The following is a 16,252-nucleotide window of genomic DNA, read 5'->3' on the forward strand; positions in this document are numbered from 1 at the left end:
ATGAGCGCACCTGTCGGCTACGACCCCGAACACCCGACCTTCCTCCAGCGGATCATCCGCTTCTCGGCGGAGAACCGCTGGCTGGTGATGGCCGCCTCTGTGGTGCTGATTGCCATGTCCTTCTGGACCATGCGCCATATCCCCCTGGATGCCCTGCCGGATCTCAGCGACACCCAGGTGATCGTCTACAGCAAGTGGGACCGGAGCCCCGACATCGTCGAGGACCAGGTGACCTATCCCATCGTCACCGCGCTGCTCGGAGCCCCGAAGGTGAAGGCGGTGCGGGCCCTCTCTGACTTCGGCTTCTCCTATGTCTATGTGATCTACGAGGACGGCACGGACATCTACTGGGCCCGATCCCGGACCTTGGAATACCTCAGCAAGATCACCTCCAGCCTGCCTCCAGGCGTGACGCCGGTCATCGGCCCCGACGCGACCTCCGTGGGCTGGGTCTATCAGTACGCCCTGGTGGACCGCAGCGGGAAGCACAGCACGGATGAATTGAGATCGCTGCAGGACTGGTTCCTCCGGTACGCCATCCAGAGCACGCCCGGCGTCGCCGAAGTCGCCACCGTGGGCGGCCAGGCCCGGCAGTTCCAGGTCCAGGTCGATCCCAACAAGATGGCGGCCTACAAGATCCCCATCGAAGCCGTCATCGGTGCCGTGAAGGGGGCCAACTCGGAAGTTGGCGGGCGCCTCGTGGAGTACAGCGGGCGCGAGTACATGGTCCGGGGCCGGGGCTATGTGAAGACGACCAAGGACCTCGAACAAGCGGTCCTCAAGGCGGAGAACGGCACCCCGGTGCGCCTGGGCGATGTGGCCACGGTGACCCTGGGGCCTGAGATGCGCCGCGGCCTGGCGGACCTGGACGGTCAGGGGGATGTGGTCGGCGGCATCGTGGTGATGCGGCAGGGTGAGAACGCCCTGAATGTGATTGACCGCGTCAAGGCGAAGATCAACGACCTGAAGCAGGGCCTTCCCGAAGGCGTGGAAGTGGTCACGGTCTACGACCGCTCCGAGCTGATCGACAACGCCATCAAGACGGTGAAGCACAAGCTCATCGAGGAAATGATCGTCGTCTCGATCATCATCCTGATCTTCCTGTGGCACATCCCCTCGGCCATCGTCCCCATCATCACAATCCCCGTGAGTGTGGCGCTGGCCTTCATCCCGATGTACGGGATCGGCCAGAACGCCAATCTGATGAGCCTCGCCGGCATCGCCATCTCCATCGGCGTGCTGGTGGACGGGGCCATCGTCGAGGTGGAGAACGCCTACAAGAAGATCGAGAAATGGATCGAGGCGGGCAAACCGGGGAGCTTCTACCAGGTGCGGCTCGAGGCCCTGATGGAGGTCGGCCCCAGCGTCTTCTTCTCCCTGCTGGTGGTGGCGGTGAGCTTCCTGCCCATCTTCACCCTGCTGGATCAGGAGGGCAGGCTCTTCAAACCCCTGGCCTTCTCCAAGAACTTCGCCATGGGCATCGCCGCGCTCCTGGCGCTGACCCTGGACCCGGCCATGCGCATGCTCTTCGCGCGGGTGGAGCCCTTCCAGTTCAAGCCCAAGTGGCTGGCCTGGACCTTCACGCAGTTTGTCGTCGGGAAGTACTATGCCGAGGAGAAGCACCCCATCAGTGTCTTCCTCCACCGGATCTACGAAGGGCCCTGCCGCTTCGTGGTGAAGCACGCCAAGGCGACCATCGCCGTGGCCGTGCTGCTGGTGCTGGCCACCATCCCGGCCTTCGTCTCCCTGGGCAGCGAGTTCATGCCGCCCCTGAACGAAGGCACGCTGCTCTACATGCCCTCCACGCTGCCCGGCCTCAGCCAGACCGAGGCCCAGCGCATCCTCCAGGTGCAGGACCGCCTGATCCGCACCGTGCCCGAGGTGGGCAGTGTCTTCGGCAAGGCGGGCCGTGCGGACACCGCCACCGATCCCGCCCCCTTCTCCATGATGGAGACGGTGATCGTCCTCAAGCCTGAGGATCAGTGGCGCGAGAAACCCCGCTGGTTCAGTTCCTGGGCGCCGGACTTCCTGAAAGCCGCCCTCCGGCCCATCTGGCGGGATCGGATCACCGAGGAGGAGATCGTCGCCGATCTGGACCGCGTGGTGCGGCTCCCGGCCATCCCCAACGCCTGGACCATGCCCATCAAGGCGCGGCAGGACATGCTCAGCACCGGCATCCGCACCCCCATCGGCCTCAAGATCAACGGCGCCGACCTGGACACCATCCAGAAGGTGGCCGTGGAAGCGGAGCGCATCCTATCGGGCGTCCCGGGCACCCGCAGCGCCTTCGCCGAGCGCACGGCCCAGGGCTATTTCCTGGATTTCGTGCTGAAGCGGGAGCAGCTGGCCCGCTACGGCCTCAGCGTGGAGCAGGCCAACATGCTGGTGATGACCGCCATCGGCGGCGACAATCAGAGCACGGTCTACGATGGCCGGGCCCGCTACCCCGTGAATGTGCGCTACGCCAGGGACTACCGGGAGAACCCCGATGCCCTGAACCGGGTGCTCATCCCCACGCCAGGCGGGGCCCTGATTCCCATGGAGGAGATCGCCGACCTGAAGTGGGCCAACGGTCCTGCCATGATCCGCGACGAGAACGGCCAGATGAACGGCTATGTGCTGGTGGACTTCGATACCTCGAAGATCGATGTGGGTTCCTATGTCCAGCACGCCAAGGCGGCCGTGGAGAAGGAGCTCAAGCTGCCCCCGGGCTACAGCCTCACCTGGTCGGGCCAGTACGAAAACATGATCCGCGTGAAGGAACGATTGAAGATCATCCTGCCCATCACCCTGGTGCTGATCTTCGGTCTGCTCTACGCCAACACCAAGAGCGCCTTCAAGGCCTCCGTCGTCATGCTGGCGGTGCCCTTCAGCGCCATCGGCGCCTTCTGGCTGCTCTGGGCCCTGGGCTACAACATGAGCATCGCCGTGTGGGTGGGCCTCATCGCCCTGATGGGGTTGGACGCCGAAACGGGCGTGTTCATGCTGCTGTTCCTGGATCTCAGCCACGACGAGGCCAAACGGGAGGGGCGCCTGAAGACCGATGGTGACCTGATCGAAGCCATCATCCACGGCGCTGTGAAGCGCGTCCGACCCAAGGCCATGACGGTCTTCGCGGCCTTCATGGGCCTGCTGCCCATCATGTGGAGCACGGGCACGGGCGCCGATGTGATGAAGCGCATCGCCGCCCCCATGGTGGGGGGCCTCGCCACCAGTTTTCTGCTGGAGCTGCTGGTCTATCCCGCCATCTACTACCTCTGGAAGCGCAAAGAGGTGGTGGAAGGTCCGCCCACGCCCCTCCCCGTGCCAGAACCGGCCTGACCTCTCCCGCGGTGGCCCCATGCACGGCCTGGGTTCCATCCACCATCGTCTTTTGGCCGTGGCCCTCAAGGAGTCCCCATGCTCACGCCCCTGCTGACCCTCGCCCTGCTGGCGGCGTCCGGCGACAAGCCGGCCCCCGCCACCAACGCCACCTGCCCCGTGTTGGGCGGCAAAGTCACGGAGAAGTCCAAGACCGTGGCCGTCCGTGGCCGCGAGTACCGCCTCTGCTGCGCCGGCTGCGACACCAAGCTGCTCAAGGACCCGGACAAGTTCCTGGAGAAGGACGGAACGCCGAAGAACGCGAAGAAGAAGTAGGGACCCCCGGATTTCCTCCCTTGAACGGCGGCTCCTTCGGGGGCCGCCGCCGCGTCTGGAGAAAGGGTATGCTGGGGCATCGATCCGGAGTGGCCCATGAAAGCAGCCGTGCTCGTCCTATTCGCCGCAGGGTGGGGGCTTGGTCCTACGCTGGCCCCGCCCCGCCTGCCCGCCGTGGCCCAGCCACTCCGCCTGGAGGCCACCTCCACGAAGCCGTTGCCCTGGTGGAATTCCGCGGAGCGGGAGCGGATCCGGTCGCTCGGCGCGCCGGTCTTCCTCGACCTGGGGACCTTCCCGGGGCGTCCCGACCTGGGGAACCCCCAGGCACCCCAGTTCCCGAAACCGCTCTGGTGATCCAGAGCGCGTCCAACCTTCTTCCTGGAGTTCCCATGCTTCACGCCGCCCTGCTCACCCTGGCCGTCCTGGCCGCTCCCGCCGCCGAGAAGGTCAAGCCGGCCACCAACACCAAGGATCCTGTCTGCAAGATGACGGTGGACGCCAAGTCCGCGACCTTCGCCGTGCGGGGCCAGGCCTACCGCGTGTGCAGCAAGTCCTGCGGGGCCTCGCTCCAGAAGGATCCCGACAAGTACCTGGAGAAGGATGGCTCCGTGAAGGCGGAGAAGAAGAAGTAGGCCTTCTTCCTTCAAATCCAACCGGCGGCTCCTTCGGGAGCCGTTTTTCATGGGTGGGAAAAGGGAGAGGTGAGTCATGGGAAGAAATGGGGAAGGATCGTAATTTCATACTGCAAAGGCCGAAAAATTAACATCTCTTAACCGCCGGGAGTAGGATCGGGGCCCTAGGCTGGACCCGCTCCTCCCTCTGTTCATGCCCACGGCGGCCGGCTCGAGATCCGCCGGCCCCTGTTCACCCATCCCACTTGCTCCGGAGGTGTCTTGTGCGCGTGGCAGCTTCCCTTCTCGCTCCCGTTTTCCTCCCCGCGCTCCTGCTGGCGGCACCGCCGGATCCGGTCCACAGTGAGGCCCTCTTCCGGGAGGCGCGGGGCCACTTGGCCGCGCGGGCATTCCAGATGGGGCTCGGACCCCAGGCCGGGTTCACTTTCAAGAACCATGTGGCCGATGCCCTCGGCGAGGACCATGTGCGGGTCCACCAGACCCACCGGGGCGTTCCCGTGTTCGAGGGGGAGGCCATCCTCCACTTCCGGAACGGCCGGGTGCGCGCGGTCACCGACGACCTGGTGCGCGGGCTTGGCCTCGGCGTGGAGCCGGCCCTGGGGCGATCCGAGGCCCTGGCCTCGGCCCATGCCGCCCTGGCCCCGCGGGGCAGCTACGCGCACGAACCCACGGTGGAGCTCGTGATCGCCGGCATCGACACCGGCGGGCAGGGCCGGGCCGCCACCCGCCAGATCCTGGCCTACCATGTCCATACCGAGCTCGAGAACGGCGCCCAGGAGACGAAGCATACGGACTTCCTGGTGGACGCGCATACGGGCGCGGTCCTCGAGTCCTGGGACACATTGCGGACGGCGGGAACCACCGGCACCGGCCAGTCCCAGTGGTACGGCCAGGTCTCCCTCAGCACCAACAGCACGGGCTCCGGCTACGAGCTGCGGGACACGACCCGGGGGCAGGGCGGCACCTTCGGCAACAATGTGACCACCAACCTGCTGAACAAGACCACGGGGAACGGTGCCATCTTCACCGACGGCGACGATGCCTGGGGGGATGGGCTCCAGTACGACGGCGTGGCCGGCACCGGCGCCAACGCCCAGACCGCCGGTGTGGACGGACACCGCGGCATGCAGGCCACCTGGGACTTCTACCTGAATGCCTTCGGGCGGAACGGCATCGACGATGCGGGCAAGGCCACCTACAGCCGGATGCACTACAGCAGCCAGTACGACAATGCGTTCTGGTCCGACAGCTGCTTCTGCATGACCTACGGGGACGGCCAGGTGGGCGGCTCCGTGGGGGAGGCTGACCTGGACACCGCCGGCCACGAGATGAGCCACGGCGTCTGCGCCGCCACGGCGAACCTGGTCTACCGCAAGGAATCGGGCGGCCTCAACGAGGCCAACTCCGACATCCTCGGCACCCTGGTGGAGTTCTACACCCTGAATGGGGGCACCGGCAGCGTCATCCCCACCGCCCCCGGTCCCGGCCCCATCACGGCGAACTATCGGCTGTTCGAAAACAGCTGGGGTCACGCCTACCCGAACAACGCCCTGCGCTGGATGTACCAGCCCAGCCTCGATGGCCGCAGCCCGGATTTCTATGACCCCAGGCTCGGGCGCCTGGATGTGCACTACAGCTCGGGGGTGGCCAACCACTTCTTCTTCCTGCTGGCCCACGGCAGCCAGGCGGACGCCCTCAGCGATGGGATCGCCTCGCCCATGACCAACGGCGTCGCCAGCATCACGGGCATTGGCAACGACCGCGCCGGCCACATCTGGTACCGCGCCCTCACGGCCTACATGACCAAGCGCACGGACTACGCCGGGGCCCGCGTCGCGACGCTGAATGCCGCCGCGGACCTCTTCGGTGCCGGTTCCGCGGAATACGCGGCCGTGAACCAGGCCTGGCTGGCCGTGAATGTGAAGTAGGGCACGGGTTCCCGGTCATCGCCTTAAGGGCACCCGTCGAGGACATCCAGCCAGGCTTTCAGGATGAAGGCCGTGGCTCCCCACAGCGGAGCCTGGGGCAGCTCAAGCCGCGGCACATCGATGGCCAGGCCGTGGCGCTCCAGGCGCTCGATGGTCCAGGGGGCCTGCATAAGTGGGACCAGGGGCAGCATGAGGACCTGCTCCAGCTCCCGGTCGAGGCGGTAGAACCGGGGATCTGGCTGCTCCCATCGGAAGAAGACGGGCGTGAAGCGTACCCGGGCCTTGGCCACACCATCGGGGAAACAGCCCAATTCCCACAGTCCCTCGGTCAGGCCGATCTCCTCCGCCACCTCGCGGCGGGCCGTGGCGGGCAGGTCGCGGTCGCGGGGTTCCACCATGCCGCCGGGAAAGGCGATCTCGCCGGGGTGGTGGGGTGCCCCGAAGCCGCGTTGGGCCAGCACGACCTTGCGCGCGCCGGCCGCATCGCCCCAGAGGATCACGCCCACCGCCGCCCGGCGGGGGTCCTCGGGAAAGCGGGCGCTGAGCTTGTGGGGGGTCGGGCCGAGCTGGGGCCGGCGGAGGCTCTCCGCGATCCGGGGCCAGGGGATTGGGGGCGCGTCCTCGGGAGGGCGCCAGGAGGTCATGGCGCACATCCCGTGCGCCACCCTTTCGGGGTGGTCCTGCGGACCGTGGTTCTCCGCTCCACCGAACCTGCGTTCCGCCTGGATCGCCCGCCTGCTCGCGGGCTCGCAGCGGTGCCCATAGATCCCTGCCAATGCCTGCATTGGCGGAAGGAGCCTCCCTGCTCCAACCTCATTTCACCTTCCCGAACACCGACCCCTTCACCCGCTCCACGGTGTAGACACCGCGGATCCTGCGAAGGCCGGCCATGAGCTCCACGAGGTGGGAGCGGTCGCGCACGCGCAAGGCGATGTGGAAGAGGCCCGCACCCTCCTCGGTGGCCGAGCCGTGGAAGCGCTGGACATTGATGCCCACCCGCTGGATGCCCTCGGAGACGGCGGCCACCATGCCCGGGCGGTCCTCGGTGGTGAGGGCGATCTCGGTGTCGTAGAGCTCCGTGCCGTGCTTGCCCCAGGCCACATTCACGCGCCGCTCGGGGTGCATGGTCCCCATGGTGAGCTGGGGGCAGTCGGCGCGGTGGATGGCGGTGCCGCGGGTGCGGGTGATGTAACCCACCACCTCGTCGCCCCAGATGGGCTTGCAACAGGCGGCCAGGGCGTAGAGGATGCCCGCGGTATCGCCCACCACCACCGAATCCAGGAGATTCGAGGTGTTCTCCTTGGGTTTGGCGCGCTCGGGTTCAGGCACCAGGGGCTCGATGAGCTTGTGGACGGTGAGGCGGCCGAAGCCCAGGGACGCGTAGGCGGCGTCCCAGTTGGCCAGCTTCAGCTCCACGAGGCGCGCGTCGAGCTTGGTCTGGGATTCGGCATCATCCAGGCGCACGCCCATGGCGCGGGCCTCGCGCTCCAGCCGTTCGCGGCCCAGGGTGATGGCGTGGGCGCGCTCCTCCTCGCGGATGAAGGCCTGGATGCGGCTCTTGGCGCCCGCGGATTTCACGAAACCCAGCCAGTCGCGGCTGGGCTTGTGGTCGGGCCGGGTGAGGATCTCCACGCGGTCGCCGTTCTGGAGGGTGTGCTTGAGCGGCACCATCCGGCCGTTCACCTTGGCGCCCACGCAGCGGTGGCCCACCTGGGTGTGGATGGCGTAGGCGAAATCCACGGGCGTGCTGCCTTCCACGAGGCTGCGCAGGTCGCCCTTGGGCGTGAACACCTGGATGCGGTTGAAGGTCAGCTCGCCGCGCAGGTTGGCCACCAGGTCCCGGCTGTCCTGGGCGTCCTGGTGCAGTTCGACCATGCGGCGCAGGAAGGCCACCTGGTTGATCTCGGAGCGGTTGGCGATGCGGCCGTCCTTGTAGGTCCAGTGGCTGGCGATGCCGGCCTCGGCGTGCAGGTGCATCTCCTCCGTGCGGATCTGCACCTCGAAGATGTCCCCGGAGCCCATCAGCACCGTGGTGTGGATGCTCTGGTAGCCGTTCTCCTTGGGGAGGCTGATGTAGTCCTTGAACTTGCCCGGCACCGGCCGGTAGAGGCCGTGTACGAGGCCCAGGGCCGTGTAGCAGCTGGCACGGTCGGGGCAGATGATGCGGTAGGCCAGCCAGTCGTGGATGTCGTCGAAGCCCTTGGCCTGGGCGCCCATCTTCTTCCAGATGCCGTAGAGGTGCTTGATGCGGCCGGTGACCAGGGCGTTGATGCCCTGCTGGCGGAGGATGGCCTCCAGGGAACCCTGGATCTCCTGGATGGTGGCCGACAGCTTGGCGCGCCGGGATTCCACGGCGGAGCGAAGCTCGGCGTACTGTTCCGGCTCCAGCTGGCGGAAGGCCAGGTCCTCCAGCTCCAGGCGCACGAGGCCCATGCCGAGGCGGTTGGCGAGGGGGGCGTAGAGCTCCAGGGTCTCCCGCGAGATCCGGCGGCGCTTCTCCTCCTCCATCACGCCCAGCGTCTTCATGTTGTGCAGGCGGTCCGCCAGCTTCACCAGCAGCACCCGCACATCCTTGCCCATGGCCACCAACAGCTTGCGGACATTCTCGGCGTTGAGCAGGTGCTTGTCCGTGAAGGCCAGCTTGCTCATCTTCGTGAGGCCGTCCACGATCTCGCCGATCTCGTCCCCGAACTGCGCCTTCACCTGGGGCAGGGTCATCAGGGTGTCTTCCACCACATCATGCAGCAGGCCGCAGGCCACGCTGGCCGCGTCCAGCCGCCAGTCCGCCAGGCTCTGGGCCACGGCCAGGGGGTGGAAGAAGTAGGGTTCGCCGCTCTTGCGGAGCTGGGTGGCGTGCATGTCCCGGCCGATGGTGAAGGCCCGGCGGAGCAGGGCCACATCACCCTTGGGGTGGTGCTGCAGGAAGGCCGCCTTCACCCGGTCGAAGGCCCCGTCCAGGGTCAGACAGGCATCGCCTTCGCAGGCCGACCCTTCCCCCTCGCGGAGGATAGGTTCCGGGGCTTTCCCAGACACGACCATGGTTGAGTGTCGCGCAGCCGCTCTTCTGAATCCAGGCGGTTTATCCGACACTCAAGGAATGCCGCGCCCCTCCGCCCCCGACGATGCCCCCGCCTACAAGGGCTGGACACGCCCCGGCCCCGTGCCGCCGGGCGGTGTGGAGGTGGAACCCGGCGAGACGCTGGACGGTCTCAGCGGGCGCTGGCGCATCTTCCAGCTGCAGAAGGGCAACCGTTTCAGTGTGGACGACCTCGTGACCGCCTGGTACGGCACCACCTGGTGCCCCAGCCCGGGCCGCATCGCGGACTTGGGATCGGGCATCGGCAGCGTGGCCCTCATGGCCGCCTGGCGCTGCCCCGGCGCCGTGGTCCACACGGTGGAAGCCCAGGAGCAGAGCCTGCGCCTGGCCCTCAAGAGCATCCGCTACAACGGCCAGGAGGGCCGGATCTTCCCGCGGCTGGGGGACCTCCGCGATCCCGGCCTGTTCGCGGGCGAGGCCCCCTTCGACCTGGTGCTGGGCACGCCGCCCTACTGGCCCGAGGGCCACCGGCTGCCCGCCGCCCACCCACAGTCCGTGCCCGCGCGCCTGGAGGTGCGTGGCAGCATCGCCGATTACGCCCAGGCCGCGGCCCGCCTCCTCGCCCCGGGCGGGCTGTTCGCCTGTGTCTTCCCGAACGACCAGCGGGGCCGGGCCCTGACGGCCCTCCACGAGGCGGGGCTGCTGTGCCTCCACCGCCGGGAGATCGTCTTCAAGGAAGGGGAGCCCTACGGTCTGGATGTCTTCGCCGCCGCGCGCCGCCAGGACCTGCCCGAGGACTTCGAGGCCCGGGCCCAGTGCCCCGAAGTCGAAGCGCCCATCCTCATCCGCCGCGCCGATGGCAGTGTGGATCCCGCCATCGCGAGGGTGAGGCTGGCCGTGGGGTTCCCTCCGGGGCTCTGACGGACCAAGATCCAGGACCGGGGATCAGGAATGCGGGGACACCGCGCTGGACGGGTCCAAGGCGCCCGGGGCCAGCAGCCGCTCCGCCGCAGCCCTGAACTCCTCGAAGGCCGCGAGGGCGCTGCCCCTGATGTCGGGGTTGAGGCGGCTGCAGCGCGCCCGGGCCCGTTCCACCAGCCGCGCCCGATGGGATTTCCAGGCCGCCAGGCTCCGGGCATTGCCCACCAGGGCGTGGCGCAGGCGATCTTCCAGGTCCTGGCGGGAACGGATCAACCGCTCCTTGAAGCGCTCCAGTTCCAGCAGGTTCCGGGTGATGAGGATGAAATGGTGCCCCTTCACAGCCATGGTCACGATCTCGGCGGCCATGAGGGGACGCAGGGAGAAGGCCCGCAGCAGGTAGGCCCAGTAGGCGACGGCGTACCGGGAGAAGGTCTGCCGGATGAGGGAATGGACGAAGGCCCGCAGCTCCGGCAGCCGGACCCTGCGGCAGGAGGCCCGCCGGCGCTTCATCCGGCGAAGCAGGCCGAGGCAGCGGGCGAAGTAGCGGCTGGGGCGGTACACATCCGCGAGCACCCGCTTGTAGCCCGCGCGGAGGGCGCCGGCATCCATGCGGGGTGCAAAATTCAGTTCGAGGTCATGGGTGTTGTTCCCCCCGACGGATTGGGTGAGGATGCGCCCTTCCGAGGCCAGACGGGCATGCAGCCGGGTCTGGGGCAGTGCCGTCAGGAGGCCCACCATGGCCGTGGGGATGGCGGCCTCGCCGATGAAGCGGATCTGCCGATCGAAGATGTCCTCCCGATCCCCGTCGAAGCCCACGATGAACCCGCCCGACACCTCCAGACCCTTGGCCTGGATGGCCCGGACGCTGGCCAGGAGGTCGGATCGGCTGTTCTGGCGCTTGCCGATGGCGTCGAGGGTGGCCTGGTCGGGCGTCTCGATGCCGACGAACACCATGTTGAAGCCCGCCTGCACCATCTCGTCCATCAGGGGCTCGTCCGCCGCGAGATCGAGGCTGGCTTCCGTGTAGAACGAAAACGGGTACTGCCGCTCCGTCTGCCAGCCGACCAGCTCAGGCAGGAGGCGGCGGACCTCGCTCCGGTTGCCGATGAAGTTGTCGTCCACCACGAACACGGATCCCCGCCAGCCGCCCTCGAACAGCAGGTCCAGCTCCGCCAGGAACTGGGCGGGTGCCTTGGTCCGGGGCCGGTGGCCGAACAGCTCGACGATGTCGCAGAATTCGCAGTGGTGGGGGCAGCCGCGGGAGTACTGCAGGGCCGCCCCGGCATAGCGCTTGCGGTTCAGCAGATCGAACCGGGGGGCAGGCGTGCGGGCGAGATCCGGATGCGCCCGGTCGCCGTAGCAGCCCTTCGCGCAGCCCTGAGCAAAGTCCGCCAGGAAGGCCGGGAGGTTGACCTCCGCCTCACCGAGGATGAAGTGGTCCACGCCCGCGATCTGGTCCCGGCAGCTGGTTGGATAGGGGCCCCCGGCCACCACCGGCCGGCCCACCTCCCGGCAAAGGGCGATCACCCGCTCGAGGGAGGGGCGCTGCACCAGCATCGAGGAGGTGAGGACCAGGTCTGAGGCCTCGACATCCTGGCGAGTGATCGGCTCGACATTCAGGTCCAGCAGCCTCAGCTCCCAGTCCGGCGGGAGCATGGCGGCCACGGTGAGCAGGCCCAGGGGCGGCAGGGCGGCCTTGCGGCCCAGGAAGGGGAGGGCATAGCGCATGCTCCAGTAGGTCGGCGGCATTTCCGGGTAGACCAGCAGCGCTCTGATGCCCAAGGAACCCCCTTTTGGGGACGACAGTCCCAAGGGTAGGTCCCCCCCCGGCCCGCGGCCATGCCCCATTTCTAGGATTTGCGGCCTTCCCTCCCGATAATGGGATTTGAGGTCGAAACCATGGATCGAGGAAGTTTTCTGGGCGTCCTGCTGGGGTTCACGCTGCTGGCCGTGGCCATTGGCCTGGGCCCGAACCCGCGAATCTTCTTCCACCCGGCCAGCGCCATCGTGGTGGTGGGCGGGGTGATCGCCGCGACGCTGATCCGCTTCACCCTCGAGCATGTGAGTTACGCGTTCTCCATCGCCTCGCGGGCCTTCTTCACCCGGGCGCCGGAGACCCAGGCGCTGGTGAACCAGATCGTGGGCCTGTCGCAGCGGGCCCGTCGTGAGGGCCTGCTCAACATGGAGAAGGCCATGGATGTGGAAGGGTTCCTGGCCAAGGGGCTCCGCATGGTGGTCGACCGGGCCGAGCGGAGCCACATCCAGGCCGTGCTGGCCCAGGAACTTCGGGCCACCCAGGAACGGCACCACCAGGGTCAGGAAATCTTCCGCTTCATCGCCCTCAGTGCGCCCTCCTTCGGCATGGTGGGCACGCTCATCGGCATGGTGCAGCTCTTCGCCAGCATCAAGGACCCCTCGAACATCGGCGGAGCCATGGCGCTGTCGCTGCTGTCCACGCTCTACGGCGCCATCATCGCCTACCTGCTGGCCATTCCCATCGCCGGAAAGCTGGAACTGCGCAGCAAGGAGGAGCTGCAGCTCAAGCAGATCATGATGGAGGGTGTGCTGGGCATCGAGGCGGAGATGCACCCCACGGTTCTCGAGGCCCAGCTGAACGCCTTCCTGGCGCCGAAGGAACGGAATGCCGACCGGCGGTCGCGTGGGTAATCAGGCTCCGGTCCGCTTCGCGCGCCGCAAAGCGGACTTGGAATCGCTCTGGCTGGTGACCTTCGCGGACCTGATGGTCCAGCTGATGGCCTTCTTCGCGCTGCTCTATTCCTTCTCGGTCCACGACCAGGTCAAGCTCCAACAGGCCGTCACCTCCATCCAGAAGGCGCTGGGCGTCCAGAACCCTGCCGGGGCCCCCTCGGCCGGAGACGGGATCCTCCCGGGGTCCACGGGGCTGGATCCCGCGAAGGCCGCGGACCTGGAGAAGCTCCTCAGCGCCGCCCAGGCCACCGAGGGGCCGGATGTGGGCAGCCGCCTGCGCTTCGTGACCTTCCGCGGGGCCCTGATCTTCGACGAAGGCAGCGCCACGCTGACGGCGGGCAGCGATGTGCTGCTGGTGCGGCTGTCCGAGCTGGCCACGCGCTATCAGGGCTTCACGCTGGTCTGCGAGGGCCATTCGGCGCCGCGCGAACGCGGTCGCGGCGGGGCCGATGCCCTGGAACTCAGCTCGCAGCGGGCGCTCGTGGCCCAGCGCTACCTGGCTGGATTGGGGCTGCCCCCCGCCCGGCTGACCTCCGAGGCCCGGGGCGACAGCCAGCCCGAGGGCGATGGGGCCACGCCCGAGGGCCGGGCCCTCCAGCGCCGCGTGGTGTTCCGGTTTCAGCGGGTGGCCGAGCGCTGAGGGGGCGCTGACCGGGCGCCGACGGACAGCGCCCGGATTCCCCTCTATCCTGGATCCAGGCCGGCCCCTCGGCCGCTCTGGAATCCGGAATGATGCGCCTGCGTACCGCTTTTTGCGTCTCCTTCACCGCCCTGGCCTTCGCGGCTCCTCCCGACCTGCGGGTGCCTCCTGCCGAGGCTCTGCGAACTCCGGGCGGGGTGACCTATCGCGTGATCCAGGCGGGGCGCGGCGGTGCCTCTCCCGGCCCAAAGGATTTCGTCCGGGCGCACCTCACGGGATGGGGCTCCGACGGGGCGACCTTCATCCACACGAGGAGCTTGGACGAGGCGCCCTACCTGAGCCTGGAGCGCCTGATGCCGGGGCTGCGGGAGAGCCTGCAGGCCATGGTCCCGGGTGAGCAGCGGCGCATCTGGGTGCCGGAGGCTCTGGCCTTCGCCGGGGCCAAGGGGCGGCCCGCCGGGACCGTGGTGATGGACCTGGAGCTGCTGGACAGCGTTCCCGATCCGAGCCAGGCACCCCCGGATGTGGCCGCGCCGCCCCCGGACGCCACGACCCTCCGGTCCGGCCTGGCCTTCCGGATCCTCAAGCCGGGTTCGGGAACGGCCCATCCGTCCCGTTCCAGCTGGATCTCCGTCCACTACTCGGGGTGGACCACCGACGGGAAGCTGTTCGACAGTTCGCTGAAGAAAGGCACCTCGGTGCCGCTCCAGGTGAAGGGCACCATTGAAGGCTGGATCGAGGGGCTCCCGCTCATGGTGGTGGGTGAGCGCCGGCGCTTCTGGATTCCCGAGAAGCTGGCCTACCGCGGCGCCTCCGGAATGCCGAAGGGGATGCTGGTCTTCGATGTGGAGCTGATGGGGATCGCCCCTAATTGAACCGGGCTTCGGACTGGGCGAGCGCATAGGCGAAGGCGGCCAGGACCGCGGCGTTGTGGGCCAGGTCGTCCTTCTCCACCTTGTCGAAGGTGTCGGCATGGGTGTGGTGGATGTCGAAGTAGTGGGTGGCCGCATGGCTCACGCCGATGCCGGGCACCCCCTCGGCCACCATGGGACTCACATCCGCGCCGGAGCCGCCGAGGCGGAGGTCCACGGCGCCGAAGGAGCCGAGCGCTTCTCCCAGGCCCTTTAAAGTGGCCAAGGCGGCGGCCTTGGCCTCGGGCGCAGCCTTGCGGAGGTCGAGGCTGAACGCCTTGATGCGCTCGCTGCCGGAATCGGATTCGAAGGCGGCGACGATGTGGGGGAACTCGACCAGGTGGGCGTCGCGATAGGCCTTGCCGCCGCGCAGCCCGTTCTCCTCATTGGTCCAGAGGACCACGCGGAGAGTCCGGCGGGGCTTGAGGCCGAGACGCTGGATGAGCCGCGCCGCCTCCAGGGCGATGACCGTGCCGGCCCCGTCGTCCTGGGCGCCCTGGCCCACATCCCAGCTGTCCAGGTGGCCGCTGAGGATCACCACTTCATCGGGCCTCTCCGTGCCGCGGATCTCGCCCACCACATTGGCCGAGGGCGCGTCCGGCAGGGTCTTCGCGCCCATCTCGAGATGCACGCGGATGCGCTCGCCCCGCGCCTGCATGCGCCGCATCTGGGTGGAGGCCTCGAGGGTCACGGAGGCCGTGGGGATCTTCGGGAAGGCGGGATCGTAATCCATGACGCCGGTGTGGGGCGTGTCGAGGCTCACGGGGCCCACGGACCGCACCAGGGCGGCCACGGCGCCGTACTTCGCGGCCTTGGGCGCGCCGTCATGGCGGTAGACCACTGTGTGCCCATAGCCCTTGTAGGGCACATCAAAGAGGACGATCTTCCCCTTCACGGCTTCGCCCAGCCGATCCAGTTCGTCGAAGGAGCCCACCACGACCACCTCTGCGGTCAGTCCGCCTTCGGGCGTGCCCACGCTGCCTCCCAGGCCCAGGATGTGGAGGGGCTGGGGCAGGGGCGCCAGCATCTCGGCCCGCTCCTGGCCCCGCACCCAGTGGGGCACCATGACGGGTTCGGCGTGGACCTGGGTCAGCCCGGCGGCCTTCATGCGGTCCTGGGCCCAGGCGATGGCCTGATCCAGCTGGGGTGAGCCGGACAGCCGGTGACCGATGCGGTCGCACAACCAAGCCAGATCCTCGTAGGCACCATGGGTGCGGAAGGCTTCGGTCCTCAGCCGCTCGGCGCTGGCGCGCAGCGCCTCAGGGGAGGTTTGCGCGCCGAGGGCAGTCGCAGTCACAAGGAGGAGGCATCGGGTCAGGTTCATGCCTCATCTTACTTAGTAGAAACGACAAATCAGGGTTTTTTTGCCAGGTCCTCGATCTGGGCCTTCACGGCCTTCATCAAGGCATTGGGAATGGGCACGCTGAGGTTGTACTGCCGGATCAGCCAGCGATCCTTCGCCCGTGTCAGCACGCCCGTGCCTCGGGCGGGCCCCAGGTTCGGGGTGTCGAGGTCCTCGTCGAACCAGGCGGTGCGGCCGTCCTCCGACAGGGTGATCGTCCGCCGCGTGGCGCGGAAGCTCCAGGCCCTGCCGCGCAGGAAAATCGGGTGGGCCCAGGCCTGGAAGGCGGCCTTGGGCCAGCGCTCGGTGGCGTCTGTGCCCAGGAACATGGCGCCCTCGGCGAGATGGCTGAAGTAGCGGGCCCCATCGGCCTGGGCCGCCGCCCGATGCCAGTCGTCCAGGACGGCAGCCACGGCCTTTTCGGTGGGCGACTGCGCCGAAAGCGCCAGGGTGGAACAGAGGATCAGGGTCGGGATCAGGGCAAGGCGCACGGGAA

The 16,252-nt window shown here is 68.1% G+C and carries 14 protein-coding genes; 9 read left to right on the top strand and 5 right to left on the bottom strand.

The features are described 5' to 3' along the window. The 5 genes from QZ647_RS03675 (at position 1) to QZ647_RS03695 (ending at position 6,196) form a co-directional block, all read left to right on the top strand. Positions 1–3,321, top strand: coding sequence for a CusA/CzcA family heavy metal efflux RND transporter (locus tag QZ647_RS03675; protein WP_291270875.1), 3,321 nt, complete (start codon positions 1–3; stop codon positions 3,319–3,321). 78 nt (positions 3,322–3,399) lie between these two features. Then, positions 3,400–3,636 carry a hypothetical protein gene (locus QZ647_RS03680; protein ID WP_291270876.1) on the top strand — a complete coding sequence of 79 codons (237 nt, stop codon included), beginning with the start codon at positions 3,400–3,402 and terminating at the stop codon, positions 3,634–3,636. A gap of 96 nt (positions 3,637–3,732) precedes the next feature. Then, positions 3,733–3,990 carry a hypothetical protein gene (locus QZ647_RS03685; RefSeq protein ID WP_291270877.1) on the top strand — a complete coding sequence of 86 codons (258 nt, stop codon included), beginning with the start codon at positions 3,733–3,735 and terminating at the stop codon, positions 3,988–3,990. A gap of 35 nt (positions 3,991–4,025) precedes the next feature. Further along, on the top strand, positions 4,026–4,268 hold the full coding sequence (locus QZ647_RS03690; RefSeq protein ID WP_291270878.1) for a hypothetical protein: 243 nt from the start codon (positions 4,026–4,028) through the stop codon (positions 4,266–4,268). Positions 4,269–4,537: 269 nt separating this feature from the next. Then, positions 4,538–6,196, top strand: a complete 1,659-nt coding sequence (locus QZ647_RS03695) for a M4 family metallopeptidase (protein WP_291270879.1) — start codon at positions 4,538–4,540, stop codon at positions 6,194–6,196. 23 nt (positions 6,197–6,219) lie between these two features. Here the strand turns inward: QZ647_RS03695 and QZ647_RS03700 are convergent, their stop codons facing one another. Then, positions 6,220–6,840: a CoA pyrophosphatase gene (locus tag QZ647_RS03700; RefSeq protein ID WP_291270880.1), complete on the bottom strand. Its 621-nt coding sequence runs from the start codon at positions 6,838–6,840 to the stop codon at positions 6,220–6,222. A 169-nt stretch (positions 6,841–7,009) separates the two neighbouring features. After that, positions 7,010–9,235 (bottom strand): bifunctional (p)ppGpp synthetase/guanosine-3',5'-bis(diphosphate) 3'-pyrophosphohydrolase, encoded by a 2,226-nt coding sequence (locus tag QZ647_RS03705; protein WP_291270881.1) that lies wholly within the window; start codon positions 9,233–9,235, stop codon positions 7,010–7,012. A gap of 58 nt (positions 9,236–9,293) precedes the next feature. Here QZ647_RS03705 and QZ647_RS03710 point away from each other — a divergent pair, with 58 nt between their 5' ends. Further along, positions 9,294–10,154, top strand: a complete 861-nt coding sequence (locus tag QZ647_RS03710; protein ID WP_291270882.1) for a methyltransferase — start codon at positions 9,294–9,296, stop codon at positions 10,152–10,154. Positions 10,155–10,178: 24 nt separating this feature from the next. Here QZ647_RS03710 and QZ647_RS03715 read toward each other — a convergent pair whose 3' ends face one another. Further along, positions 10,179–11,936 (bottom strand): radical SAM protein, encoded by a 1,758-nt coding sequence (locus tag QZ647_RS03715; protein ID WP_291270883.1) that lies wholly within the window; start codon positions 11,934–11,936, stop codon positions 10,179–10,181. Positions 11,937–12,053: 117 nt separating this feature from the next. On the opposite strand from QZ647_RS03715, the gene QZ647_RS03720 reads away from it, so the two are divergent. The 3 genes from QZ647_RS03720 to QZ647_RS03730 all read left to right on the top strand — a co-directional run bounded on the left by QZ647_RS03720 (position 12,054) and on the right by QZ647_RS03730 (position 14,378). Further along, positions 12,054–12,821 (top strand): MotA/TolQ/ExbB proton channel family protein, encoded by a 768-nt coding sequence (locus QZ647_RS03720; protein ID WP_291270884.1) that lies wholly within the window; start codon positions 12,054–12,056, stop codon positions 12,819–12,821. Beyond that, positions 12,796–13,503 (top strand): flagellar motor protein MotB, encoded by a 708-nt coding sequence (locus QZ647_RS03725; protein WP_291270885.1) that lies wholly within the window; start codon positions 12,796–12,798, stop codon positions 13,501–13,503. The genes QZ647_RS03720 and QZ647_RS03725 overlap by 26 nt, the downstream gene beginning before the upstream one ends. An 89-nt stretch (positions 13,504–13,592) precedes the next feature. Beyond that, positions 13,593–14,378, top strand: coding sequence for an FKBP-type peptidyl-prolyl cis-trans isomerase (locus QZ647_RS03730; protein WP_291270886.1), 786 nt, complete (start codon positions 13,593–13,595; stop codon positions 14,376–14,378). Here the strand turns inward: QZ647_RS03730 and QZ647_RS03735 are convergent. Next, positions 14,371–15,738, bottom strand: a complete 1,368-nt coding sequence (locus QZ647_RS03735; protein ID WP_291270887.1) for a M20/M25/M40 family metallo-hydrolase — start codon at positions 15,736–15,738, stop codon at positions 14,371–14,373. The two genes, QZ647_RS03730 and QZ647_RS03735, sit on opposite strands and share 8 nt — an antisense overlap. A gap of 29 nt (positions 15,739–15,767) precedes the next feature. Further along, positions 15,768–16,247: a nuclear transport factor 2 family protein gene (locus QZ647_RS03740; RefSeq protein ID WP_291270888.1), complete on the bottom strand. Its 480-nt coding sequence runs from the start codon at positions 16,245–16,247 to the stop codon at positions 15,768–15,770. Positions 16,248–16,252 lie beyond the last annotated feature (5 nt).

This window comes from Geothrix sp. (assembly GCF_020622065.1).
Lineage (GTDB): Bacteria > Acidobacteriota > Holophagae > Holophagales > Holophagaceae > Geothrix.

Bases quoted from the DNA above. Each gene is read 5' to 3' on its own strand.
- QZ647_RS03675 (WP_291270875.1), top strand. From the start codon at position 1: ATGAGCGCACCTGTCGGCTACGACCCCGAACACCCGACCTTCCTCCAG.
- QZ647_RS03680 (WP_291270876.1), top strand. From the start codon at position 3,400: ATGCTCACGCCCCTGCTGACCCTCGCCCTGCTGGCGGCGTCCGGCGAC.
- QZ647_RS03685 (WP_291270877.1), top strand. From the start codon at position 3,733: ATGAAAGCAGCCGTGCTCGTCCTATTCGCCGCAGGGTGGGGGCTTGGT.
- QZ647_RS03690 (WP_291270878.1), top strand. From the start codon at position 4,026: ATGCTTCACGCCGCCCTGCTCACCCTGGCCGTCCTGGCCGCTCCCGCC.
- QZ647_RS03700 (WP_291270880.1), bottom strand. From the start codon at position 6,840: ATGACCTCCTGGCGCCCTCCCGAGGACGCGCCCCCAATCCCCTGGCCC.
- QZ647_RS03705 (WP_291270881.1), bottom strand. From the start codon at position 9,235: ATGGTCGTGTCTGGGAAAGCCCCGGAACCTATCCTCCGCGAGGGGGAA.
- QZ647_RS03710 (WP_291270882.1), top strand. From the start codon at position 9,294: ATGCCGCGCCCCTCCGCCCCCGACGATGCCCCCGCCTACAAGGGCTGG.
- QZ647_RS03720 (WP_291270884.1), top strand. From the start codon at position 12,054: ATGGATCGAGGAAGTTTTCTGGGCGTCCTGCTGGGGTTCACGCTGCTG.
- QZ647_RS03725 (WP_291270885.1), top strand. From the start codon at position 12,796: ATGCCGACCGGCGGTCGCGTGGGTAATCAGGCTCCGGTCCGCTTCGCG.
- QZ647_RS03730 (WP_291270886.1), top strand. From the start codon at position 13,593: ATGATGCGCCTGCGTACCGCTTTTTGCGTCTCCTTCACCGCCCTGGCC.
- QZ647_RS03735 (WP_291270887.1), bottom strand. From the start codon at position 15,738: ATGAACCTGACCCGATGCCTCCTCCTTGTGACTGCGACTGCCCTCGGC.